Below are 25191 nucleotides of genomic sequence, written 5' to 3' on the forward strand. Positions count from 1 at the left end.
ATCAGTGCGAGAAGCCGCTGTTTGACTGGAGACTTGTGGTTTGACGCTCCGTCTTTGCTCAGAGACGACTTATTGGCCTGATACCAATCATAACTATCGATGATCATCTGGGAATTCGATTACTTCGGTACGTAACTGTTTGTGCTTTCGAAATGTCGAAATACATTGGTCGGCCACACATCAACAAATGGTACGGGCCTAAGGGGGAAAAGCCGAGCGCACTGGCCAAATTCGCTGCGAGAGTAGTTGGCCTCATCGGCATTGCCCCGATTCGGCTCGTCGTTCCCGCATGATCGATTGCCACCTGCAGAAGTTTACGCATTGTGCCAAATTCGGCGGAGCCAATGTTGTATTCTCAAAATTTTCGCCGTCAGCCAAAAATGGAATGTCGAGGCCCCGTTCAATCCAATCAAACAAGATATGAACGACGCCAAGCCGGCCATGTCCGAGAATAGTCCGCGGGCGCACAATCGCCACGTCCAAGCCATGGCTCACTGCCTTCTTACAAATGATTTCTCCAGCGAGTTTCGTGCGTCCGTAGTCCTCGGCCGGATTGGGGGCCGTATTCTCCGTGACGGGGTTCGATTTCGGAGCTCCAAAAACAGCGCTGGAGGAGGTGTATATCAGCTTCTCGACTCCTGCCACGACCAATTCGTCAGCAACGATCTGAGTGCCGCCCCTGTTGACGGACCAGAACAGGTCTACATCTCTGGCCAGAGGTACTTGGGCAACGTTGTGGAACATCTTGTTCACGCCTGAGACCGCCTGCTTAACCGCGTTGCGGTCGAGAATCGTGCCTTTAAAAGATTCAAGGTTTAGATGACTGAAATCAGGGAAATTGAGGTCGAACACACGAACATGCGTTCCTCGCTCAAGCAACCGTTTGCTCAACAATTGCCCAAAGTATCCCGCGCGGCCTGCAACTAAAGCTGTATTCACCATTTTTCACCTTTGCAATTTGAAGCGCAAGTCGGGATGTTGCCCACATGGCGACATCTTCATCTCGAAATTCCCTGTTTGATCCTTCAATTTGTTCAACACTAGCAGAAGCTCAGGGCGGTTTTCCTTGGACTTGGGATTCCAAGCCCACGCCCTGCGGCTGCTTTCAGGATTGAGTCCATTTCTGGCTAGCCGGTCGCCGTCGCCTAGCTTCATGGCAGGATTGCTCCGCCAGCGCAGTCGGCCGCGCAGGCCTGAGCAGAAACTGCTTATGGGCATTCGGATAATCGCCCCCCAGGACCGGGGTTTCAAATGTAGCGGCGGGGACGTAGTCCGCCGGCTCGGCTCCAAAGGAGGACATGATACTGGTTTGGTCCAGGTGACGCGGGCCACCGGGCTCGATCAATATCCACCCTTTGGCCAGATCGGCGCATTTTTCAAGCCTGAGCGCTTCCAGCGCGATTGCGCTACTGTCGGGATATCCCCCTATCAGCCATGGTAGACCTAGTGCTTGCGTCTCGAGTACATACAGCAGGGTTGGCGAATGGCCTGTGAGATCGACGACCCCGGCACCGATTTCTAGACCGGCCGCACGAGCTTCAACTCTGGCAGTGGCTAGATAGTCGTGGAACAGTTGCGAGATCACCAACTTTCCACCTCCGGGCATATGCATAGTAGCTGTATAAGTGCGTAGATCCTTCGCTTGGAAGAACGGCTTGAGCATGCCAGTATTGACCACCGATGCTGTGAGCAGTTGTGCCAAGACCGTCAGGGGAAGTAGGGTTGCGACGCTGCGGCCCTCTTGAGCAAGAGGAGCTAGGTACGCGACGACCGCAAGCATCCACAACAAGGCGGCGTACGAACCAATGATCCAGTAATTGAGATTAGAACCGAGCGCAAGCAGGTGTGGCAGGACCAAAAAGACCAACGCTAGAGGCATGCTACAGGGAGCCTGGGAGCGCAGAACCATTCCCTCGCGATAAAGCGTCGCGCCGGCGCATGCGAAGGCGGGCACTAAGAATAGGGTCGAGGGCTTGATGCTGATCGGATCGGTCCCGAGCACCGCAATCGTTATTGTTACGATCAGCGCCGCAATAAGCGCCAACTGGGAGAGCAAATCGAGTGTAGACCGCATCAGAATGCTGAACAAAAGGGCTGTTGCCAGTAAAACTGCGATAGCGAGTTGCGAGCGACTAGTAGCGAGCCAGTCGATCCGAAAAATGTGAGATACCTCGTGGCCGGCACCCAGCAACATTATCGCCTCAGCGCCGTTGACCGTACGAGCTACCAGCCCAGTGATGCCTCCGCCAATCAAATGGCCGGTAATGATCACTAGAGCGAGAGCGACCAGCGCCGCAGCAAGCATGGGCAGTAAAGACGTTCGGCGCAGAACGATGACATAGAGCATGACGACAAGGGCAAGTGCCGCAGCGGTGGTCGGCCTGGCCATGAAGCAGCACCAGCCGCCAACGCCCACGAGAAACCATCCCGAGAATTGGCGGATGCGCCCTGGCCGGTCGGCTAGCAGCAGGCCGATCATCACCAGCAAGACCGATTGAATGTTGAGTGTATAGTAGCTGGGGGTGACCAGAAAGCGGTCATGAAAAGCGGCTAATGCCAGGCTGCCGAACCCGGCCGATAGCACCGCCTCATACAGCCAGCCCGCGGTCCAGAAGCGCCGGATCACTAAGAAGCTGAGGATCCAGCCAAGCAGCATGGTGAGCGTGACGTTCGCCATGCGAAGCATTGCCACGTCGCCTTTTACCCAATGATATGGCTCGTGATAAACGACGCCAAAAAGAGAAGGCGGAATATTGATTCTGTAGGCGAATGGGTTCGCCATAGAGGTAAGCCAGTAACCTTCGTCGCCAATATTGAGACCGTAACTGCTGTAGTATAAGACCCAAGCGAAAAGCATCGCTGTGGTTACAGCGGACAAAGGTAGCAAAATTCGATCCAGTAGGGCTGAGAACGTCTTTCCGCTGACGAAATGGTGATATCTTGGCATAGGCCCTTTCCTGAAAGCTTCGTGCGGGAGGCCCATTCCAATGGATCTCAGCCCGAAGGAACTTCTAACTTTGCTGAATCCCATAATCTCCTCCCAAATCTGGTAGAGTCTCATGACGCAGAGGGGATGGGCATGAAGCCAAGCCGGTTCACAGAAAAGTAGTCCGAGCTCTCTCGCATTGGCGCTGCCGTCTTGCGGCGGCCCGCCAACGCCTTTCCAATTCAGCCCGCTCCTCCCAGCTTAGCATCAGGGACGCTAGTCATCTGGAACGGAAGTTCGTCGCATCATATGCTAGAGCATGATGTATTTACACGGAAACATAGCCTGAGTTTTTGAAGTAGTTGGTGCACTCCGCCTCGGAGAAGAGATCGAGGAGTTCACCAACCTTCCGCCAGGTTGCCTCGACGTCACGGGGTTCTGCGGATCGCATGAGGTGTTTGAGTTTGGCGAAGACCTGCTCGATCGGGTTGAGGTCAGGGCTGTAGGGCGGCAAGAAGATAAGGTGGGCTCCTCTGGCGCGGATAGCTTGGCGAGCCGCTTTGCCCTTGTGGCTGCCAAGATTGTCGAGAACGACGATCTCGCCCGGTGCGAGGGTGGGTGCCAACACCTTCTCGACGTACAGCGTGAAGAGTTCACCATTGATGGGACCATCAATCACCCAAGGCGCACTGATCCGATCATGACGCAGCGCCGCGATGAAGGTCATGGTCTTCCAATGGCCGAAAGGTGCAGAGGCTTGGAGGCGCTGCCCACAAGGCCCCCAGCCGCGTAGCGGCGCCATATTGGTCTTGATCCACGTCTCGTCGATAAAAACCAGCCGCGTGACGTCAATCCTGCCTTGATGCGCTTTCCATCGGGTCCGCTTACGGGCGACGTCTGGGCGATCCTGCTCGGCTGGTAGAAGCGTTTTTTTTGAAGCTGAGCCCCTCGGCGTGAACAAAAGTCCACACCGCCCGCACGTCTGTCTTGATCCCCCGTGCGGCCAGCTCCTGCGTCAGCTTGCGCAAGGTGAATGGCCCCGAGCGAATGCGTTTGCGCAGCCAGTCGGCGTTGGCATCCGACAGAACCCGCTTCTTGTGGCCGCCGATCTGGCCGGGCGCCAGGCCTCCGGTATCACGCCTTAGGTTCTTCCACTTCGTCACGCACGAGGGGCTGATCTGTAGCGCCTTCGCGATCGAACGAACCGTCTCGCCCGCGTCAGCGCGAGCCAAGGCACGTTCACGGATGTCTTCCGAATAGGGGCGCGTCATCCATGCTGGCCTCCGCACTCCAGCATGGAGCTTGAATCAGAAATCGCCCGCTCTGGGAACCCCGATTCCAGTCAAAAACATCATGCTCTAGTTGCTCTGCACAGTGACTTTGACGGGTTGGGTCTTGTCAGATCAGCGCAAGTGTTTGTGTTTGGATCGACGAGGACCTCGATGCTGCGAGGGGTTCTTGGCTGCCTTCTGATGAGGCCGGCGCGTTCCAGCGTCAGCACCATCTGGTGGACCGAAGGCGGGCTGACGCGGAAATTTTCCTTCATTCGGGTTCGGCCAGGGGCCTGCGGCCGAGCCGTAGGTTGTAGAAGTTTCGACTTAATCTGACGGCAAGGTTTGAACTGGCAGGGAATGGAGCTGCGGGCGAGCAGGAGCGCTCACCCAAAGGGCGCTCCCGCGCAGCCCGCAGCGTCTCACAGGAGACGTTACCATGACCCAGGAACAGAAGGTCATTCGCGCGAAAGTCGGAATGCTGGAATTGGCCAAGCAGCTCGGCAATGTCAGCCAGGCTTGCCGGATGATGGGCTATAGCCGCGACAGCTTCTACCGGTTCAAGGAACTGTACGACAAGGGCGGCGAGCTGGCGCTGATTGAGATCAGCCGCAAGAAACCGATCCTGAAGAACCGGGTCGCGCCGGAGGTCGAGGCGGCTGTCGTTGAGCTGGCGATCGACCAGCCGGCCTGGGGCCAGGTGCGAGTCAGCAATGAGCTCAGGAGCCGCGGCCTGTCGATCTCCCCGTTCGGTGTGCGGGCGGTGTGGCTGCGTCACGACCTCGCCAACGTCAAGAAGCGGCTGACGGCGCTGGAGGCCAAGATGGCCCAGGACGGCCTGGTGCTGACCGAGGCCCAGCTCGTTGCGTTGGAAAAGGCCAAGTCCGAGAAGGAAGCGCACGGCGAGTTCGAGAGCGAGTGCCCCGGCTATTGTGGTGCGCAGGACACCTTCTATGTCGGCAACATGAAGGGGGTCGGGCGGATCTATCAGCAGACCTTCATCGACACCTACAGCAAGGTGGCGTTCGCCAAGCTGTATGATCGCAAGACGCCGATCACGGCGGCCGAACTGTTGAATGATCGCGTGGTGCCGTTCTTCGATGCGCGGGGCATCCCGCTGAACCGGATCCTGACCGACCGCGGCACCGAGTATTGCGGCAATCCGGAGCATCACGAATACGAGCTCTACCTCGCCGTCGAGGACATCGATCACACCCGCACCAAGACGAAGAGCCCACAGACCAACGGCATTGTCGAGCGCTTCCACCGCACCGTGCTCGAAGAGTTCTATCGCGTCGCGTTCCGCAAGAAGATCTATCCGAGCATCCCTGCGTTGCAGAGCGATCTCGATGAGTGGATCGCTGCCTACAATGAGGTGCGCCCGCATCAGGGGCGCTGGTGCTACGGCAAGACGCCGATGCAAACCTTGCTTGACGCAAGTGCTCTGTCGAGAGAGAAATTGTTGCCGGCTGCGTGAGGTCGGACACGAAATCTTTGTCGGACACCTGCCGCGACAAAGCACCCACTGTCAGCTCAAGTCCCTTCTTTTACACGTAGGTTTCTGCCGAAGGACACACGCCGGCCATTCGATTCAGTTGTTGGTGCGTGCCTCGAACAAGCAGGCACGCCATGAATGTACGCTATCGGGTCGAGCTCAGCCAAATCGAGCGCACCAAACTCACGGCACTGCTCAGCGGCGGCAAGCATGGATCCCGCAAGCTTAAGCGCGCGCATATTTTGCTGGCCGCTGACGCATTCCGCAGGTCGATCGTGAATATGCCCTCAGCATGGAGGACCTCTATGCCGAGGCGCCCCCATCCCAGGCGGCCGGTGGTGTGCTTCGACGAAAGCCAGGTGCAGCTCATCGGTGAGGCGCGTCAGCCCACCCCGGCTGAGTCTAGCCCACTCGAACGTAACGATTACGAGTATCGTGGCAACGATACGTCAATCGTCAATCTTTTCGTTCTCCTCGAGGCGCATCGTCCCTGGCGCAAGGTCAAAGTCACCGAGCGGCGTGCGGCGGAAGACTATGCCCAAGGCATGCGCGACCTCGTCGACATCCATTATCCCGATGCCGAGATCATCCGGGTCGTCCAGGACAGTCCATCAACCCACTCCGCCGGAGTGGTGCCAAAGCCTGAGCCTGGTCACCGCGAACCGGTGTCGGAGATCGTGGTGTCGCAGGGGCTTGCATCGTCAAGACTCGCGAGCTTGCGGGCCTTAGCGAAGTTGCTTTGCAGGCCGGCCGCCGACAAATGGCAGCCTCGCGAGCTGAGAAAGAAGGCTGTGAACGTATTGCCTTTCATGATGCCAATAGCAATTTCGCACGAACTGATACGAGGTTGGAACTGACTGTGTGCGTTTGGCGGCTGCCGACTCTAAGGGACGCGGCTGCATAGGTGCCAGTTCGCAACTTTTCCGAATCTTAGCTTCTGTTGGGGCTGATCCCGCGCCGCGTCTGACATGAAGTTATTGTTTGCTCATCAGGGCACCGACAATGCCTTCGTGCGGCCCATTCGGCCGTGCTTAAGGCCGCGCAACCTCCCGCAGGAAAGGCTAGGCCGGGAAGGCGGACCCATTTCCATCGTGACAGTGCCCACTCACGTTCGGGAGATGTGTTGGCCGACCGAGCCCCTACTCGACCAGATCAAAGGTGTCGACGAGCACGCGCGTGTTGATGAGCCGGCAAGCCTTGAACTGAGCGAACTGCGCAACGCGCAACGAGATCAAGGTCGTGTGACCAGAAAACAGCGCACCCTGGACGCTACTGAATCGAGTCCGGGCATGATGTTTCGCGGCCGAAACGCCGAACGCAAAAATTGTCAGCGATCTGGCGAATCGCATCCAGCATTGAGGACTTGCCACGCCGAACGCCTAGAAATGGCAACATCTCGATAGGTCCATAGAGTTCCCGGTCAATATCCTCGCCAATGAGAGCGTCGATATTCCCACATGGCGGTCATTGATGCCGCGATGAGAAACGCCAGAGGTTATGCTTCACCATTTGCGTTATTCTTGAAAGCAGCTTCCAATTCGAAGTAGGTGTGGCCGGCGAACACACCGGCGGATTGTTTTGTAGGTTAGTTTCCCTTTTTGCCGAGTTCGTGGGTGAGCTCAGGAACCGCCTGGTAGAGGTCGGCGACCAGGCCGTAGTCGGCGACCTGGAAGATCGGCGCGTCCTCGTCCTTGTTGATTGCGACGATCACCTTGGAGTCCTTCATGCCGGCGAGATGCTGGATCGCGCCGGAAATGCCGACGGCGACATAGAGCTCAGGGGCCACGACCTTGCCGGTCTGGCCGACCTGCCAGTCGTTCGGCGCATAGCCGGCGTCGACCGCCGCGCGCGAGGCACCGACACCGGCGCCCAGCTTGTCGGCGAGCGGCTCGATGTACTTTGCGAAGTTTTCCCGGCTTTGCATGGCGCGGCCACCGGAGACGATGATCTTCGCCGAGGTCAGCTCGGGGCGGTCGCTCTTGGCGACTTCCTCACCGACAAAGGACGACAGGCCCGGATCGGCCGCCGCCGCGACGCTCTCGACGCTCGCGCCGCCACCGGCCGGCGCAGCGGCGAAGGTCGAGGTGCGCACCGTGATGACCTTCTTGGCGTCCTTCGACTTCACCGTCTGGATGGCGTTGCCGGCATAGATCGGCCGCTCGAAGGTGTCGGGCGCGACGACCTTGATGATCTCCGAGATCTGCATGACATCGAGCAGGGCTGCGATGCGCGGCATCACGTTCTTGAAGCGCGAGGTCGCAGGCGCGACGATCGCGTCATAGCCGGACGCCAGTGAGACGATTAGCGCCGCCAGCGGCTCGGCGAGATCGTGGGCGTAAGCCTCGCCGTCGGCGAGCAGCACCTTCTTCACGCCAGCGAGCTTAGCGGCGGCGTCGGCCGCGCCCTTGGCGTTCTGGCCTGCGACCAGCACGTCAACCTCGGCGCCGAGGGCGGCGGCCGCCGTCAGGGCCTTATTGGTCGCATCCTTCAGCGACGCATTGTCGTGTTCAGCAATCAGAAGCGTCGTCATCAGAGCACCCCGGCTTCGTTCTTGAGTTTCGACACCAGCTCGGCGACGTCCTTGACCTTGACGCCGGCCTTGCGGCCCGGTGGCTCCGTCGTCTTGAGAACTTCAAGGCGCGCGGTGACGTCGACGCCGTAATCGGCGACGACCTTCTCCGCGATCGGCTTCTTCTTCGCCTTCATGATGTTGGGCAGCGAGGCATAGCGCGGCTCGTTGAGGCGGAGATCGGTGGTGACGATCGCCGGTCCCTTCAGCTTCACCGTCTGCAGGCCGCCATCGACCTCGCGAGTGACCTTGAAGTCGCTCCCTTCGACCTCGAGCTTGGAGGCGAACGTCGCCTGCGACCAGCCGAGCAGCGCGGCCAGCATCTGGCCGGTCTGGTTGGAGTCGTCGTCGATCGCCTGCTTGCCCAGAATGATCAGGCCCGGCTGTTCTTCGTCGGCGACCTTCTTCAGGATCTTGGCGACCGCCAGGGGCTCCACATTGCCGTCCGCCTTCACCAGGATGCCGCGGTCGGCGCCCATGGCAAGACCGGTGCGGATCGTCTCCGACGCCTGCGCCGGTCCAATGGAGACCACCACGACCTCGGTGGCCTTGCCGCCTTCCTTCAGGCGCAGCGCTTCCTCGACCGCGATTTCGTCGAATGGGTTCATCGACATCTTGACGTTGGCGAGTTCAACGCCCGATCCATCGCCCTTGACGCGGACCTTGACGTTGTAATCGACCACCCGCTTTACCGGCACTAAGACCTTCATCGATCCTCTTTCACTTATTTTGGGAAGGGGAGTTATCAACTAACGCCGTACTGTTCAGCACGACTTGAACTCGCTCTATTCTGAGCTACGCGCAGAAGCTTGGCTGCAGTTTGCTATGGGTGTAGCGTTGAATAAGCTATCGAGAGTTTGCGGACTTTTTGATCGCACTTCGTTGGGCATGAACTGGGGATGGCGTGCTTCGGATGGTCCAGCTGATCGGCACCCCTGGAAAACGAGATCGCCATATTGCTCTGTTCATCAGTCAAGCCAGTTAACCCAGGTTTGGGTATGAAAGTGGGTTCGCGGGCTTAGGTCGGCCGAGGAAGAAAGTGGCCGCCCGCGAAGGGGGCGACCGGTGATAGTCCGTGGAGGAGTAGTGCGACGAACAACCTCAGAAAATCGGTCCCACAACAACTTGGTCCGAGGACTTGACCAATGGCGCAGCTGAGCGGTCGAGCTACGTCTGAGAACGCGTTCCACGTTAAGATAATCTACCCGTGGCATGCGCGATCCTGCGGCATGCTTCCTCAAGCTCCAAAACTGAGGTGGCGTAGGAGATCCGAAAATACGGCTCGAGCCCGAAAGCGGAGCCCGGAACGACAGCCACGCCAACGCTGCGCAGGAGATATTCGGCGAAATCGGCATCGCTAGTGATGAGCTGACCATCCGGCGTGATCCTACCGATCAGGCCGGCGCATCCGGCGAAGGCGTAGAACGCGCCCTCTGGCATCCGACAACTTATACCGTCGACCTTGTTCAATGCACCTATCACCAAGTTGCGACGTGCCTGAAAGGACCGGCATCGCTCTCTCACAATCTCCGCAGGGCCACTGAGCGCTGCAATGGTAGCGGCTTGGCTGATCGAAGATGGGCACGAGGTTGATTGGCTCTGAACGACCGCCATCGCGCGAATAAGCTCGCTTGGCCCGCCAGCATAGCCGATTCGCCATCCCGTCATAGCATAGGCCTTGGAGACGCCGTTGATCGTCAGTGTGCGGTTACGAAGAGAAGGCTCGATCGCGGCGGGCGTCACGAAGCGGAAATCGTCGTAGACAATGTGCTCATAGATGTCATCCACCATGAGCCAGACGTGCGGATGGGCGATCAGCACGTCAAATATCGGCCGGTAGTCTGCGTCGGAATAGGCGGCACCAGATGGATTCGATGGTGAGTTTAATATGAGCCATCGCGTCCGCGGCGTGATCGCTTGGACGAGATCCTCCGCGGTCAAGCGAAAACCATTAACCTCTCGACAGGGTACGAACACCGGCTTGCCGCCCATGAGCAAGACCATGTCCGCATAAGTTACCCAGTACGGCGTAGGGATTATGACTTCGTCGCCGATGTCGAGCGTCGCCATCATGGCGTTGAAGAGAACCTGTTTGGCACCCGCCGAGACGGTGATCTCATCCTGCGCGAATTCAAGACCGTTCTCGCGCTCGAACTTCGCGCGGATAGCAGCTTTCAGTTCAGGAGTACCATCGAGCGCCGTATATTTCGTCGCACCGCCATCCATGGCGCGCTTGGCCGCGTCTTTCACGTAGTCGGGAGTGTCAAAATCAGGCTCGCCCGTCCCGAGCACGATAATATCCCCACCCCGGCGCTTGAGCTCCTCGGCCATGCCTGTAATTTTCAGGATTTTCGAGACGCCGATCGGTGCCAAGCGGCTCGCCGGTCGGAACACGGATGATTGTACTTGAACAGGAGCGTTCACGCCCGAACCCTCACTCAGACCACATCGAACTTGACGCCTTGGGCGAGCGGCAGGGTCCGGCCGTAGTTGATGGTGTTCGTCGCGCGGCGCATATAGGCCTTCCAGGCATCGGACCCAGATTCTCGGCCGCCGCCGGTCTCTTTCTCGCCACCGAATGCGCCGCCGATTTCTGCACCGGACGGGCCAATATTGACATTGGCAATGCCGCAATCAGAGCCACGCGCTGACAGAAAGGTTTCGGCTTCGCGCAGGTCATTTGTGAAAATGGAGGAAGAAAGGCCCTGGGCAACAGCGTTGTGAAGCTCGAGCACGGTATCCAGGTCACTATACTTCATGACGTAAAGGATGGGCGCGAAGGTCTCATGCTCGACGGGCCCGGTCTGTGCGGGCATTTCGACCACCGCCGGACGCACGTAGTAGGCATCAGCGGCGCCGCCGATGGTCACGCGTTCGCCGCCATGCAGGAGACCACCGGCGGCTTTCGCCGCTTCAAGCGCGCTTTGCATTCCCCGATGGGCTGCCTCATCAATCAGTGGACCAACCAGTGTATCGCCCTCCAGCGGATTGCCGACCGTCACTGACTTATAGGCGCGCTTCAGGCACGAGACGAAGGCATCATAGATCCCCTCATGCACATACAATCGCCGAAGCGTCGTGCAGCGTTGGCCTGCCGTTCCCATCGCGGCGAAGGCGACCCCACGTAGCGTCAAGTCGAGATCGGCAGTGGCCGTAACGATTGCTGCATTGTTGCCACCGAGTTCTAGAATTGCGCGCGCGAAGCGTTTGGCAAGGCGGGGTCCGACCGCGCGGCCCATTGCAGTCGATCCGGTAGCCGACACCAACGCGACCTTGTCATGATCGACGAGAAGTTCGCCGATTTCGCGACCGCCGAACAATACGGCCGAAAGGCCTTCCGGCACGACCCCGCCTTCTCGTTCAAAACGCTTCACAGCGCGTTCGAGCAGCGCCTGGGTGGCCAGAGCCGTGAGAGGTGTTTTCTCTGATGGCTTCCAGACGATGCTGTTGCCGCACACGAGTGCAAGCGCTGCGTTCCATGCCCACACTGCGACCGGGAAGTTGAAGGCCGAAATGATTCCGGTGACGCCTAGCGGATGCCAGCTCTCCATCATTCGATGCTCGCCTCGTTCTGTCGCGATAGTGAGCCCGTAGAGTTGGCGAGACAGCCCAACCGCGAAGTCGCAAATGTCGATCATCTCCTGGACTTCACCAAGTCCTTCCGAGATGATCTTACCGACCTCTATCGAGACTAGCCGCCCCAGAGCCTCCTTATTTGCTCGCAACTGTTCGCCAAGGAAGCGTACGAGCTCACCACGCTTGGGGGCTGGTACCAACCGCCATGCGCGGAAAGCCGCATGCGCCTCTTCAATAGCCGCAGCAGCTTCGCGAGCGCCCGTCGCCTGGACCTCTCCAATGATCTCGCCCGTGATGGGCGAGTGCACTTTGAGTGCACCTTCCGTGTAGCGGTCTCGAGTCACTCCGAGTTCGGTCAATAAGCCTACAACTGCCCCCCTAAGCTCGAGCTTTCGGACTTGCGTGTGCGCGCCCGCTTTAATGGACATCACGTCTTCCCTCATTCGGGCGTTTGATCCGATCATACATGCGTCACAAGCCAGTACCCGGGCTCAAGAGTCGGCTAAAGCCGCGCACGCGAGAACCATATTTTCTTCTCTCGCAAAGGCGATTTGGGGCGCCCCGAGCTGCTCCAGAGCACATTTCAGCGAGGCTTTTTCCGCTAGTGCATAGAGATGTAATTCATCGTGCACCGCGCCGCCAAGCGCCGCTTCGAACTGAGCTCGACTTGATTGTGCGGCGTAGCTTTTCTGCTCCTCCGCGCCGAGATTCGATTGGAAAATGCCGGCGGCACTGACGGGGAGGAAATCCTCGTATATGATCGGATCAAACTGCAGAAAGCCATTGGCGATCAGTTCATCGACAGTCGTTGCCGACTTGTCGCTATGGGCCGACGCGAGACCAGCCTCAGTCGCCGAATAGCGGAAGAACGCGAGCGCTTGTGATCGTAGCTCAGCCCAGTCGTCCGGAAATGACCTAAAGGACTCCGAGAGCATGGCGCCGTAGGTCGAGGGGCTCGATTTCGTGGCACCGAGTTGGACATCTCGACGGACAGATGCAAGTAGCTCGTCGTATAATCTCCGCCCCTTCGCGGTCAGCGCAACCCCACGTTGCTCGATTTCGCCAAAGCGTGCGGTATGGGTTCCCGCTGTGGGCTCACTTGCATTTTGTTTGAAAGCGATCGGCTCTTCCAACGCCTTGAAGCTGGTCTGGCGCAGGAGGATTGGGCAATTGCGCCGCGGCGGTCCCTCGATAACTGCTTTGGGCACGATGCCGTGTCGAGGCATGCCAGCCTGAACGGCGTCGATGTCGAGAGTCCGCGGCGTGAGATGGTTGATATGCGGGCCCTTGAAGCTAACGATATCAGCGATCAACCGGTGGGCACGGTGCAGTTTTTGATAGGCCGCCAGATCAACAGTCGCGTCACTGTGCCAACGGAAGGTTTCCAGCGCCTCGCGAACAAACTCCTGCGCTTCCGGTGAAGTCAGCCTGCCTTCGGCTTCAAATATCGCCACGAGCTCGAGAACACGGGGCGTGAAAATCTGGCGCGCAGCTAGGATCGTTTCTACCTCGGCGCGAAGCGCGCGGTCTTCGATCAATTCGAGGCGGAGAAGGGACGTGAATACCCGGAACGGATTGCGGCGAAGAGCGCCCTCCGTGATCGGACGAAACGCAGTGGAATGGACCGGAACCCCAGCCACCGATAAATCATAATAGCCGACCGGGCGCATGCCCATGACGGCGAAGACGCGCGCGATATCAAACAGCTCCCGCGCCGTGCCGAGCCGGATCGCACCGTGGCGCTCGACACCCAATCTTTCCAATTCGCCGCTTTGCTCAAGGCTCGCACGCAAGCTAGCATTGGCACGCAATGTCTGGGCATTGACGTCAGCGACAAGCTCCAGGAGCGCCCCATATTGCGGAACTTCAGCGCGATACATGTCGGACATCGCACGCGAGAACAGATCGCGAGTATAATCCGGATGAGCGTACCGCCCGGCCATTGGCAACTCCTTGGTCTTCCCCCCAACTCGGAGGAAGCTTCACTGGATCATGTTAAATCGGTATGGTACTTTGAGATTACACTCGTGTTTTCAATGCAATCAAACGATATTTCTCAATAGATCATTCTATATTGGAATGAGAGATGCATACGCCGCGACGATTCCTCCCATCTACAGCGCTGCTCGCAGCTTTCGAGGCGGCCGCCAGAACGGGCAGCGTCACTACGGCCGCCCGGGAACTCAGCCTGACCCAGAGCGCGGTCAGCCGGCAGATCAAGCTCCTGGAAGAGCAGCTCGAGGTCGAGCTCTTCGCACGTGAACGGCAATCTATTCGCCTGACCGCCGCCGGCGCGGCGTATGCGCGCGAGATACGCGAAGCGCTGCGCAAGATCAGCACAGCGTCCTTCAACCTTCACGCCAATCCCAGGGGAGGCACGCTCGATCTCGCCATACTGCCAACGTTTGGCACACGCTGGCTTGCGCCACGGCTTCCCAAGTTTCTGGTACAGAATCCCGGAATCACCATCAATCTTGCGACTCGTCTGACCTACTTCGATTTCCGGACAGAAGCCCTCGATGCAGCCATTCATTTCGGGCCACGGGACTGGCCAGGTGTTGAGATGGCCTTGCTGCGCTCTGAACAGGTCGTCCCCGCCTGCAGCCCCGAGCTGAAGAATCAGTACAGATTTTGCGGGGCAAGCGATCTGAGAAAGGCGCCGCTGCTCAGCATCGCCACCCGACCCAATGCCTGGGATCGGTGGTTCTCGGCACATGACGTGCCGGGCGGATCCGGACAGACAATGTACTTCGATCAGTTTGCAACGGTCGCCCAAGCCGCGATGGTCGGCGTCGGCGTTGCGCTACTGCCTACGTTCCTAATTCAGGAGGAATTGGCGAGCGGCAATCTCGTTCTCGCCCTTGATTTGCCGATGCAAAGCGCCGAACGATACTATCTGGTATGGCCGCCCGAGCGATCAACCCACCCGCCCCTTGTCGCATTTCGCGAGTGGCTGCTCGCCGAAACCGTCGCAGACCGATGAGATTGCTGATCTCTCGCATTCATCACCGGAGCGAGGATGCGATCCGCGCCATTGGGCTAGCAGCTGCGCAGCTTTGCAAAATACTCGCCCCTGCGGCAAGCGCTTTGACTCGGTCATAGAACTCGAGGGTAAGCGCAACCAGGGTCGAACGCTCCTCCCACTGCCGTATTGGAGGTCGCCGTGACACCTTCCCGGCTCCTTCCCGGCTCAATTCGACATTGCTACCGCTGGAATTTCGTTGCGCTCAATTGAGCTGGTGTCCTAAAATAGTCATATGATGGACATTCGGCACCTGCGATATTTTGTGGCGGTAGCTGAGGGCTTGAGTTTCGCGAAGGCAGCGCGCGACCTGCACATGAGCCAGCCTCCGCTATCCAAGCGGATCGCCGACATGGAAAAAGAGCTCGGCGTGCGTCTGTTTGATCGTTCAAGCAAGCACGTCAGCCTGACAGCGGCAGGGCAAGCTTTGCTGCCCCAAGCTCGAGCTGCGGTTGAAGCGTTTGATTCTGCAATGCGAGTTGCGCGGGCTACCTCTCCGAGCAAGTCTAGACGATTGCGCATTTCTTTACCTCCGGATACTTCACGGAGCGTGCTGCTCGACGTCGTTAATCAGCTACGGCGAGAAGACGTAGAAGTGCACATGACTGAAGCAACCACGGCTGAACAGCAGCAGCTGCTCGGTGCAGGCGAGGTCGACGTGGCGGTGCTTCGGCATCCGTTCGATGCGCGTGGATTGAGGATATCATTGTCCTTGGGCCAGACGCTCGGTGTGGTGATGCATACCGATCATCCATTAGCAAAGCGTGAGAAGTTGGAATTGCCGGACCTGCGGCCCTACCCGCTGGTCATGTTTCATCGCCACCTCGCCCCAGGCGTGTACGATGACATTTTGGAGCTCTGTCGAGCTGGGGGATACGATCCTCCAACAGTCCTTCACGGTGTGAGGACGACCGCGGCTCTACTGACCTCGGAGCAGGCCCTGACGTTCACAACCGAGAGGCTGCTAAAGAGGCGAGGTCATGCTGGATCTGGCGAATTGACCTGGAAGCCGCTTGGGGGTTCGCCGCTCCATTGGTGGACCTCTGCCGTTTGCCGTTCTGATAGCTGGGATCGCCTGTCTCGACTGGCAGTAAGCACAATATTGACATCACTTCAGCAACATGACGGCTGGGTCCCGATGCAGCGCCCTGACAGTAAACGTCCGTCAACCAAGCGGCCCGGCAAATCAGCCGGCGCGGGTGTTGCCGCGCGAGGTCATCTATTGACCGCACGAGGGCACTAGACGACCGATTCCATGAAACCTGCGCTCATTGAGCGGGGCTGGATTGGTGGAACGGACGGGTTGTTGGCGGATTCCTCGTTTGCGGTCGGCGAAGCGAGGAGTTGTATCATGGCAGGAAGGCGGCGAGCGGTCGAATTGGCAATGAGTGATGAAGAGATTGCGACGTTGACGACGCTTTCGCGGTCGAGGATCGAACTGGCGAGCCGAGTGTCGCGGGCGCAGATGCTGCTGGCGTATCGGGAAAATCCTTCGTTCTGCGCGGTGGGCCAGAGGCTCGGGGTTCATCATCAGACGGTGCAGCGCTGTGTCGAGCGGGCGCTGGCCGATGGCCCTCTGGCAGCCCTCGACGATCGCCCGCGACCGGGTAAGGAACCAACCATCACGCCTGAAGCCAAAGCCTGGTTGGTGTCGCTGGCGTGCGACAAGGCCAAGGACCACGGCTATCCACATGAGTTGTGGACGACGCGGCTTTTGGCGCGCCATGCGCGCGAACACGGGCCGGCGGCAGGGCATGCGTGTTTGGCCAATTTGGTCCAGGGAACGGTGTGCAAGATCCTCGGCCAAGAGGAAATCAAGCCGCACAAGGTGCGTTACTATCTTGAAAATCGCGACGCCGAGTTCGAACAGAAGATGGCGGAGGTCCTGTGCGTCTATCGTGAAGTCGAAGTCCTGAAGAAAGCCTCTGCCAAGGCAAAGAGGCGGGGAAAGCCGGTGACGATCGTCTCCTGCGACGAGAAACCGGGAATCCAGGCCATCGCAACGACGGCGCCGGATTTGCCGCCCAAGCCTGGCGTCCACGCCACCTTTGCGCGCGACCATGAATACAAACGCCACGGCACGCTCAGCTTGTTGGCTGGGATTGATCTGCTCACCGGCAAGGTCCATGCCCTTGTCAAAGATCGCCACCGCAGTCGAGAGTTCATCGAACTCCTCAGGCTTATCGATGCTGCCTTTCCGCCGAACACTGCGATCAAGTTGATCCTCGACAATCATTCCGCGCACATATCGAGAGAAACCAGAGCCTGGCTCGCCACTCGACCGGTCGGACGCTTCGAGCTCACCTTCACCCCCAAGCACGGTTCGTGGCTCAATCTCATCGAGGGATTCTTCTCCAAGTTCGCCCGTTCAGTCCTGCGCCATATCCGGGTGGCCTCAAAACATGAACTCAAGGTACGCATCGTGGCTGGTATCGACGACATCAATCGCCATCCGGTCATCCACAGGTGGTCCTACAAACTCGCCGAGGCTGCCTGATATGATTCCAACCAAGAAAACGCTGACCTAGTTGCCGCCCAGTAGCGATCCGGAGCGTGGTCGCGAGCGACAGAACCACTGAGGACCACCCTCAGCCTCTCGGGTCACTCTTTCGATAGAAGCTCTTCTGAGCTGGCAGCCCCACCAGCAACTCCGCGGTTCTCAGCGAAGACCGGCTGCCGCTGTTTTTTAGTCGAACTGGAAATCACTTGGGACTTACCAATTCCAATTCGGCATCATTCCTGCCGAAATTGGTATTGGCCTCACTACAGCCGCTTCGTTCACAATTCCAAAATAGGCGAAAGAGGAGACGATATGCTTTTGCGGAAGTCAGTTGCCGCCCTTTTCTTCAGCGATTCGGTGCCCAATCGCGCACCCGGCGCAACCAAGCAACTTGGTTTGATCCGGCTGAGATTCCCCGATTTCGCGGACTAGCAAAGCTGCACCACGATGTGGTGAACAAAAAGACTAATCGTTTTCGAAGTGCACCAGATGGTGGGGCAGGTTAATGGCTGAAGACGCAAGTACCTTCAAGAATGTCGAGTTTTCGACCTATCTATGGTCCAGAGCATATGCCGCCCTACAGATGGTGACCTTGAGGGAAAAGGGTCACGAAGGCATTATCCGTCTCAAATACGATTTCATGAATGGCCACGGAAAGAAGCACTTTCTTGCCGGCCTGGATAAGCTTGGTATCCGCAATGATCCACCTGCGGTGGCTGCAGCCAAATATCACTACATGGGAAACGATCTCATTGGCGATGTTCCTATGGAGTACGTTCGCGAAACAGACCGCAAGGTCTGGATTCGTTATCTGGCTCCAGCATGGGCCTATTCAGGATCGGGTCTTTTGGCCTGTCCGGCATCTGTGCAGCTCGGTTCTTTTAAAGCTTGGCACAGGAACAACGGTACGTGGCTAGGCTGTCCTAGATTGGGTTATGTTTGCACAAAGCTTTATCAATATGGCGATCCATATGATGAAGGGTACTTCATCGAGTATGATGCCGACATACCGTTAGAACAGGCATTCAAATTTCAGCCAGTATCAATCTCGCCAGACTTTGACAGGGATGCGGCCCCGAAGCTAGACCCTGCCGAGTGGCCGGACGTGCGCCTGCTTAAGGCCCGCCGGCGGTATGCGGAGAGCTATGCCGCAGTGCCCGCACAAGTGCTCATTGAAATGTACGGCGTCCCTTACGCCTCCTATCTGGTTGAACAGGGTATGCTTGGCTTGGGCACGCAGTATGCACGAGCTATCGCAGACCGGATGGGAATCTCGGAGCGAAGCGCAGGCGCAATCGCCTCACTGTTTTTCGAAGTCTTGCGCACACTCGGCGACGAGGTGCAACTTGCGAAGAACGGTGACAGATATGAGATCACAAGGTCGACCTTTTCTCCCATTCAGGAGAATGAAGTCGATGAGATGTTTGACGCGTATTTCGCGATGTTCACTGGCATGCTGAAAGTGTTGACCGCTCACGTGAGGCTTGCTCGATCTGTCGAAAGAAGAAACGGCCGGCGAACTGAGGTCTGGTGCTTGAGCAATTCAGACCGGCGGCTCTTCTAATAAAAGAGATCCCAACAGCCGCGCTGCTCACGCACGGCTTGAGAGGATTGAACGCCTCAATGTTTGGCGTGTCCCAGCGCGGTAGCAGCGCCGCCGCGCATTTGCATGCCAAGTAACCGGTGACCTTGCCCCCAAGTTTTATCTAGTCCTGAGTTCGCCCCGGCTGTTGGATTTACCCGAATGGGCGGTGGTAGCGACGGGAGCTGGTGCGGAGCCATCGGCATAGCGCAGCGCCAGATCCCGTCGCGGGTTGCAGGTGAAGGCAAACTCCGATGGTGTTTTCCATCCGAGTTGCGAGTGAGGTCGCGTATCGTTGTACAACAAGGCTCAAGAACGCCCACAGGACGGTTCTTCGCGAGGTTCTTTACCGACATCATCCCTGGTTTGGTCGCCGAGTTTGCGTTCATGGAAGGGTCGAGAAGGCTGATGATGTCGCTTTCCGCTGCTCTCTTGATGGATCGCAAGCGGATCGATGGTTGGAGGTTCCAGCATGGATGTTCGATCGGACAGCATGCCCTGACGCTGAGCCTTTGACAGCTCAGCCGTTTGTCAGCATTGACGCACTTGCGGCGCTCTCTGCGCTTCTCGATCGGGCGTTGAAGGATCGAACGCCATCAGCTGCCCTGCTTTCTGGCGCATCCAGAGCCTCTCACGACCAGAATCGGGGAGAGACTCATGTCACGGCAGACGGCAGTGCCAGGGAGCGGATACCGACGCAATCGACAACCGCGGCCGCAGCATCAGATGGATCTGTTCGGGAGTGGCCTGTCGAACGGCGCCGTCGGCGCGCCCACATGGCTGGATCTGCCAGCAGAAGCGCGGGCAGCGCTCACGAGCCTGATGACGCAATTGATCCTCGACCATGCTGCGATGACAGCGACGCCGCGCGCGAAGGAGGTCGATCATGATCTCTGACAAGGTCAGGCCTCATCATCTGGAGCGCAAGGCGATTCTTTACGTGCGTCAATCTTCGGCCCATCAGGTGTTGCACAATCGCGAGAGCAGCGCGCTGCAATACGCCATGCGAGACCGACTGACGGCACTCGGGTGGTCAGAGATTGAAGTGATCGATGATGATCTCGGTCGTTCAGCCGCCGGCGGCATACAACGCGCCGGATTCGAGCGAATGGTGGCGGAGGTTTGCCTCGGCAAGGTTGGTGCGGTTTGCGCCCGCGAGGTCTCGCGCTTCGCCCGCAATAGCCGGGATTGGCAGCAACTCATCGAGATGTGCCGCGTGGTCGATACCGTTCTGGTCGATCAAGAGACCATCTATGCGCCAAGGCACGGCAACGACCGCCTGCTGCTCGGGCTCAAGGGCAGCCTCAACGAGTACGAGCTGGATCTGTTGCGCCAGCGCTCGCTCTCGGCCCGCTACGAGAAGGCACGCCGGGGCGAGTTGGTTGTGACAGCGCCCGTCGGCTTCGTGAAGGCCGGCGACCGTTATGAGAAAGACCCGGATCGGCGTGTCCAGGAAGCGATCAAGCTGGTGTTCGACAAGGTCGAGGAACTGGGCAGCGCGCGGCAGGCGCTCTGCTGGCTCCACGAGTACAATCTCGATTTGCCGGTGAAGCAGACCAACGGCGACACGGCCTGGCGGCGACCAAACTACTCTGCCATCCACCGGATCATTGAGAACCCGGTCTACGGCGGCGCCTATGCCTATGGTAAGACAGCTGTGGCGGCGGGATACAGCACCGCGGGCGTGAGCGTGAAGATCCGCCGCAAGGCGCGGAACGACTGGCTGACGCTGAAGCCCAACACTCACGAAGGGTATGTGAGCTGGGAGAAGTTCGAGGCGATTCGCACCATGGTCAGCAGCAATGTTCCCACCAGTCGGCATCACGGCGCGCCCAAGCATGGTGACGCGTTGCTGGCCGGTCTGATCCGCTGCAAGCGCTGCGGTCGCAAGCTCACACTCCGGTACTCCGGCATGGAAAACCATATCCCTCGCTACAGCTGCAGCCGCGCCTGGATGGACAATGGCGGGGCCCACTGCATCGCCTTCGGCGGACTGCGCGTCGATGATGCCATCGAGGAAGCACTGCTTGGCGTCGTCGGTCCGGGCGCTGTCGCCGCCGCAACCGCTGCCGCCAAGGGAGCCAGGGAACGGCGCGATCAGGTACGCGATGCTCTCAGTCGCGACCTCGAAGCGGCGCGCTATGCCGCCGACCGAGCCTTCCGGCAATACGATGCCACTGATCCCGCGAACCGGCTGGTGGCCAGTGAGCTGGAAGCCCGCTGGAACAGGTCGCTCGCTCACGCGGCGGAGGTTGAGGCCAAGATCGCCATGCATGATGCGGCGACGCCCGCACCCCTTGCTGATCCAGCCTCGCTCGGCGTTCTGGCCTCGAACCTCAAAACGGTCTGGGATGCGCCGACCACGGATGCTCGCCTCAAGAAGCGCATTGTGCGGACCCTCATCCATGAGGTCGTGGCCGATATCGACGACGCGGCCTCGGAGATCGTTCTCATCGTCCATTGGGTGGGGGGCGCCCACAGCGAGTTGCGCTTGCCCAAGCGCCGGCGCGGACAGCGCAACAGCACCTCCGCCGACATCATCCAGGCCGTGCGTCAGTTCGTGCTGATCGCCAGCGACGATCTGATTGCCGGCCTCCTCAATCGCAACGGCCTCAAGACCGGTAATGGCAATCGCTGGACCCGCGAGCGCGTCACATCAATGCGCTCGAACTACCACATCCCGGTGTTCAAGCCCGCCGAGGACGGGATCGAGCCATGGCTCAACCTTGGCAACGCAGCAAAGCTCCTGAAGATCGCGCCCAAGACGCTCCGGCTCGCCGCTGAAGCCGGCGAGATCGAATCCATCCATCCTCTCCCGGATGGTCCTTGGATCTTCGCCCGCACCTGGCTGATAACAACTGCCGCTCAATCTATCGCCGAACGAGCGCGACAGAACCCAAAATACCCCGCGGGATCGCATCCCGCTCAGCAAAATCTCTTCTCTTCAATCACATAGCCAGATGGGTGTTCTGATGCGCAGTTGTAGTCGGCCCGCCAATGTCCGAGTTCGACCCGGGCCTGGGCCAGCGACGTGAACAGCGTCTCGTTCAACAATTCGTCTCGGAGACGGCCATTGAAGCTTTCGATGAAGGCATTCTGCGTCGGCTTGCCGGGCGCGATGTAATGCCAGGCGACGCGGCTCTGATCGGCCCATGTCAGGATGGCGTTGCTGGTCAATTCGGTGCCGTTGTCGCTGACCACCATTTTGGGCTTGCTGCGCTCGATGATCAGCCGGTCCAGCTCCCGCGCCACCCGGGAGCCCGACAGCGAGGTGTCGGCCACCAACGCCAGGCATTCGCGCGTGCACTCGTCGACCACGGTCAGGATGCGGAAGCGGCGGCCATCGGTGAGCTGGTCCGAGACGAAGTCGAGCGACCAGCGGTCATTCGGCGCTATCGGCACCACCATCGGCGCCCTGGTCCCGAGCGCCCGCTTGCGGCCACCACGGCGACGGACCGCGAGCCTCTCTTCCCGGTAGAGCCGGAACAGTTTCTTGTGGTTGACCAGATAGCCCTCCCGCCTGAGCAGAACATGCAGGCGCCGATAGCCGAAGCGACGGCGCACCTCGGCAATCGCTCTCATGCGTTGGCGTAGGGCCGCGTCGTCCGCCCGGGTCGCCCGATATCTGATGGACATGCGGCAACAGCCGATGGCTTTACACGCCCGCCGTTCGCTCATCCCGTGGGCGTCCACGAGATGGGCGACAGCTTTCCGCTTCCCCGCGGGCGTCACCACTTCTTTCCCAGGAGGTCCTTTAACGCCGCATTGTCCAGCATGGCGTCGGCCAAAAGCCGCTTCAGCCGCGTGTTCTCATCCTCCAGCGTCCTCAGCCGCTTGGCCTCCGAGACCTCCATCCCGCCAAACTTGGCTTTCCATTTGTAGATGCTTGCATCGCTGACGCCATGCTTGCGGCACAGATCGGCAACCGATACGCCAGCCTCGTGCTCCTTCAAAATCCCGATGATCTGCTTCTGTATTCGGTCTGCTTCTGTATTCGGTCTGCTTCTGTCAATCCCTTAAGTGCGCGTGCCGCGGGTACCTTGCTTCTGTTCGTGGTCGGCAAAGCCGCCACACGATGGGATTCGGTTGAATGGTCGGTTCAAGCTCTTCGGCGTAGTCACCCGACCTGGAGGGCGGACGCCACGACAGATCATACGAACTCGACCATCCCCACGCCCCGCGACGGGCGTCTCTTGGGATGACGATGGCGTCCTTACGCCACCGCCGTCCATCGGAATTCGGTTCCATCAACCCACATTCGGTGAAGGACGACAGCTATCTTTCTGGCCAGCGCGACCTTCGCACGCTTGCTTCCTTGCCGGTGGGCAACACGCACCGCCCAAGCCTTCATCGGAGACCATCGGGTTGATGGCCTGAGAACGACGTTGGCAGCTTCGAACAGGGCTGTGCGCGTCTCTCCATCTCCGACTTTTGTGATCCGTCCCACCCGATCAACCTCGCCAGATTGGTATCGCCGGGGCGTCAACCCGAGATAGGCGCCGACGGATTGGGAATGCAGGAATCGCCTGGGATCGTCCACAGTGGAGCGGAAGGTCAACGCAGAGACCGGGCCGATCCCTGGCATCGTCATCAAGAGCCGACAAGCCGGGTCACTGCGCACGGCCTTCAGAACCAGACGATGCAGTCGGGCGTACTCCCGCATCAGCGCTTCACGTCCGGCAAGCAGTGGATTCATGATCGCCTCCAGCAAGGCGTCGTCGCCGACCAACTCACGAACTCGCGTCGCGAACAGAGTCCGCGAGACGATTCCGACTTTGAGACCGAGCGGACGCAGAAGTCCGCGGATGACTTGCTCTGTGGCAGCGATGGAGCGGATGATATGCTTGCGAGCCGCGGCCAGCGTCCGCGCCCTTTGGCTGCCGATGCTCTTGACGTGAACAGGCTTGAACCATCCCGTTCTCACCACCTGCGCGATCCCACGGGCGTCATTCCGATCGGTCTTCACCGGCATGGCCGAAAGCGCCGCCTTAACTTGGCGGGCTTCCAAACTGACGGCCGGCAGCCCCAGTTCGATTAGATTTGCGGTCAGCCATTCTGACGTCGGTCCTGCCTCAAGGCCCACCCGTTCAACTTGACCAGCCCATGGTTCGAGGTACTGCACAATCGATGGCGCGTCCGCCAACGTCGTTCCCTCCCGGATAAGCTTTCCGGTCTCATCCACCGCACATACCGCAACGGAATTCAGCGAAACATCGAGGCCGACGTAGATCATGACGTTTCTCCTTCGGATAGAGTTGGTCCACGATCGTCAGTCAAAACGTGCCGCGCAGCAAATAGGTCAGGCGATCGTGACCGAATACCCCATCTCTTCCGTAAAGCGACTGCGCTTCATGCTCTGGTCCGAGACCAACACAGCACTGGTCAATTCGCGCCTTACAATATGCCTATGCTTAGTTTTTTAGATGCCAACCGACTATTCTTGGCAATCGAGACTAGCCGCTTATTGAGGTAGTGAAGCGACTCTTCATCTAGCCCAGCGAACATCGTTGAGTTGAGAGCCTGTCTCTTGATCGATAGCTTCGTGATTTCCTCCCGCGCCTTTTCGGTTAGCGACATTTGTAGAAATCTTGCATCATCTTGCGATGTTAGGCGGGCTAGCAGCCCTACGCTCTCGAGTTTTTTCGTTTGATTCGTCACAAAGGCGGGATGGATTCGCAGCTTGTTCGCTACCGCTATTCCCGACACGCCGCGGCCTTCGTCGAGCTCGTCGATCGCCATAAGAATCAACCACTGTGGCTCGGTTATTCCCAACATCTGGGCCCAGCTCTTATGTATTTCCTCGAGTTGGGAGTGAATCTCGACAATGTTCCAGATGAAGTCCCTGACGGCTCTATCGAGTTGTTCATGTTCGGCCATGTTGGTCTTTTCCACCCGCTCTGTCCTCGACTGGCGCCTACCCATTAGCGAAAACAAGTATTCCATGTCTGGCCATCCGAACTAGGCTTCCCGCAGCGCAGTTGGTATGAAAAAAACAATTGACATAAACAATTGATCTGAGATATTACAATTCCCGACTGCTAAAATTTTCGAACCCAGCGGTCATGTTAATCTCCAAATCAAAGCCTCCGGGATGCCCCCCGGGGGCTTTCTTATTTGCATACTTGGGCGCGAACCGCGCGAGTGTTGCCAAGAAACAACGCCGACCGCCTAAATAGTAATTGTAATTCTTAATTATTTGAAGAAGTTGATTTGTCTAATTATAGCTCGGTGGACAGCGAGGGGGCGCCTC

The 25191-nt window shown here is 58.7% G+C and carries 17 protein-coding genes and 4 pseudogenes; 8 read left to right on the forward strand and 13 right to left on the reverse strand.

What is annotated here, in order from left to right; genetic code table 11:
- Positions 1–252 precede the first annotated feature (252 nt).
- From ACNJX9_RS34600 to ACNJX9_RS34610, 3 genes are all read right to left on the reverse strand, one after another.
- Positions 253–942, reverse strand: a complete 690-nt coding sequence (locus ACNJX9_RS34600) for an NAD-dependent epimerase/dehydratase family protein (protein ID WP_439406527.1) — start codon at positions 940–942, stop codon at positions 253–255.
- 163 nt (positions 943–1105) lie between these two features.
- Entirely contained in the window at positions 1106–2947 is a 1842-nt protein-coding gene (locus ACNJX9_RS34605; RefSeq protein WP_439406529.1) for a hypothetical protein, read from the reverse strand.
- Between the two features lie 307 nt (positions 2948–3254).
- Positions 3255–4197, reverse strand: a protein-coding gene (locus tag ACNJX9_RS34610; protein ID WP_439404163.1) for an IS630 family transposase whose coding sequence is annotated in 2 segments (ribosomal slippage) — positions 3255–3860 and positions 3862–4197 — 942 coding nt in all. Because the reading frame shifts where the segments join, the coding sequence is not laid out codon by codon here.
- A 439-nt stretch (positions 4198–4636) separates the two neighbouring features.
- Between ACNJX9_RS34610 and ACNJX9_RS34615 the strand changes: the two genes are divergently transcribed.
- Together ACNJX9_RS34615 and ACNJX9_RS34620 are read left to right on the forward strand one after the other, a co-directional pair.
- Positions 4637–5674, forward strand: a complete 1038-nt coding sequence (locus ACNJX9_RS34615; RefSeq protein WP_439406531.1) for an IS481 family transposase — start codon at positions 4637–4639, stop codon at positions 5672–5674.
- A 277-nt stretch (positions 5675–5951) separates the two neighbouring features.
- Positions 5952–6351: pseudogene (locus tag ACNJX9_RS34620) on the forward strand (IS630 family transposase); the annotation flags it as partial.
- Between the two features lie 480 nt (positions 6352–6831).
- Here ACNJX9_RS34620 and ACNJX9_RS34625 read toward each other — a convergent pair.
- The 6 genes and pseudogenes from ACNJX9_RS34625 to hglS all read right to left on the reverse strand — a co-directional run bounded on the left by ACNJX9_RS34625 (position 6832) and on the right by hglS (position 13780).
- Positions 6832–7201: pseudogene (locus ACNJX9_RS34625) on the reverse strand (nuclear transport factor 2 family protein).
- 76 nt (positions 7202–7277) lie between these two features.
- On the reverse strand, positions 7278–8222 hold the full coding sequence (locus ACNJX9_RS34630) for an electron transfer flavoprotein subunit alpha/FixB family protein (RefSeq protein WP_439406532.1): 945 nt from the start codon (positions 8220–8222) through the stop codon (positions 7278–7280).
- On the reverse strand, positions 8222–8971 hold the full coding sequence (locus ACNJX9_RS34635) for an electron transfer flavoprotein subunit beta/FixA family protein (RefSeq protein ID WP_439406533.1): 750 nt from the start codon (positions 8969–8971) through the stop codon (positions 8222–8224). Before ACNJX9_RS34635 ends, ACNJX9_RS34630 begins: the two co-directional genes overlap by 1 nt.
- Positions 8972–9452: 481 nt before the next feature.
- The gene (locus tag ACNJX9_RS34640) at positions 9453–10685 is read right to left on the reverse strand and encodes a pyridoxal phosphate-dependent aminotransferase (protein WP_439406535.1); all 1233 of its coding nucleotides are present in this window, start codon (positions 10683–10685) and stop codon (positions 9453–9455) included.
- 14 nt (positions 10686–10699) lie between these two features.
- A complete protein-coding gene (gene amaB / locus ACNJX9_RS34645; RefSeq protein WP_439406537.1) occupies positions 10700–12265 on the reverse strand; it encodes an L-piperidine-6-carboxylate dehydrogenase in 1566 nt (521 codons plus the stop codon).
- A 63-nt stretch (positions 12266–12328) separates the two neighbouring features.
- On the reverse strand, positions 12329–13780 hold the full coding sequence (hglS, locus tag ACNJX9_RS34650; protein ID WP_439406538.1) for a 2-oxoadipate dioxygenase/decarboxylase HglS: 1452 nt from the start codon (positions 13778–13780) through the stop codon (positions 12329–12331).
- 143 nt (positions 13781–13923) lie between these two features.
- Between hglS and ACNJX9_RS34655 the strand changes: the two genes are divergently transcribed.
- The 4 genes from ACNJX9_RS34655 to ACNJX9_RS34670 all read left to right on the forward strand — a co-directional run bounded on the left by ACNJX9_RS34655 (position 13924) and on the right by ACNJX9_RS34670 (position 18923).
- The gene (locus tag ACNJX9_RS34655; RefSeq protein ID WP_439406539.1) at positions 13924–14820 is read left to right on the forward strand and encodes a LysR substrate-binding domain-containing protein; all 897 of its coding nucleotides are present in this window, start codon (positions 13924–13926) and stop codon (positions 14818–14820) included.
- Between the two features lie 274 nt (positions 14821–15094).
- Complete coding sequence (locus ACNJX9_RS34660; RefSeq protein ID WP_439406540.1) at positions 15095–16102, forward strand: LysR family transcriptional regulator; 1008 nt, start codon at positions 15095–15097, stop codon at positions 16100–16102.
- A gap of 108 nt (positions 16103–16210) precedes the next feature.
- Positions 16211–17356, forward strand: a complete 1146-nt coding sequence (locus ACNJX9_RS34665) for an IS630 family transposase (RefSeq protein ID WP_439410180.1) — start codon at positions 16211–16213, stop codon at positions 17354–17356.
- A 508-nt stretch (positions 17357–17864) separates the two neighbouring features.
- Positions 17865–18923, forward strand: coding sequence for a hypothetical protein (locus tag ACNJX9_RS34670; protein WP_439406542.1), 1059 nt, complete (start codon positions 17865–17867; stop codon positions 18921–18923).
- A 138-nt stretch (positions 18924–19061) separates the two neighbouring features.
- Here ACNJX9_RS34670 and ACNJX9_RS34675 read toward each other — a convergent pair.
- Positions 19062–19241: pseudogene (locus ACNJX9_RS34675) on the reverse strand (IS3 family transposase); the annotation flags it as partial.
- A 426-nt stretch (positions 19242–19667) separates the two neighbouring features.
- On the opposite strand from ACNJX9_RS34675, the gene ACNJX9_RS34680 reads away from it, so the two are divergent.
- Positions 19668–19838 (forward strand): hypothetical protein, encoded by a 171-nt coding sequence (locus ACNJX9_RS34680; RefSeq protein WP_439406486.1) that lies wholly within the window; start codon positions 19668–19670, stop codon positions 19836–19838.
- Entirely contained in the window at positions 19828–21897 is a 2070-nt protein-coding gene (locus ACNJX9_RS34685) for a recombinase family protein (RefSeq protein WP_439406484.1), read from the forward strand. Before ACNJX9_RS34680 ends, ACNJX9_RS34685 begins: the two co-directional genes overlap by 11 nt.
- An 8-nt stretch (positions 21898–21905) precedes the next feature.
- Here ACNJX9_RS34685 and ACNJX9_RS34690 read toward each other — a convergent pair.
- The 3 genes and pseudogenes from ACNJX9_RS34690 to ACNJX9_RS34700 form a co-directional block, all read right to left on the reverse strand.
- Positions 21906–22918 (reverse strand): annotated as a pseudogene (locus ACNJX9_RS34690) (IS3 family transposase); the annotation flags it as partial.
- A 236-nt stretch (positions 22919–23154) separates the two neighbouring features.
- On the reverse strand, positions 23155–24174 hold the full coding sequence (locus ACNJX9_RS34695) for an IS110 family transposase (RefSeq protein WP_439406482.1): 1020 nt from the start codon (positions 24172–24174) through the stop codon (positions 23155–23157).
- 161 nt (positions 24175–24335) lie between these two features.
- Positions 24336–24818, reverse strand: a complete 483-nt coding sequence (locus tag ACNJX9_RS34700; RefSeq protein WP_439410181.1) for a MarR family winged helix-turn-helix transcriptional regulator — start codon at positions 24816–24818, stop codon at positions 24336–24338.
- Positions 24819–25191 lie beyond the last annotated feature (373 nt).

It is taken from the genome of Bradyrhizobium sp. BLXBL-03, from assembly GCF_051853015.1.
GTDB classification, from domain to species: Bacteria; Pseudomonadota; Alphaproteobacteria; order Rhizobiales; family Xanthobacteraceae; genus Bradyrhizobium; species Bradyrhizobium manausense.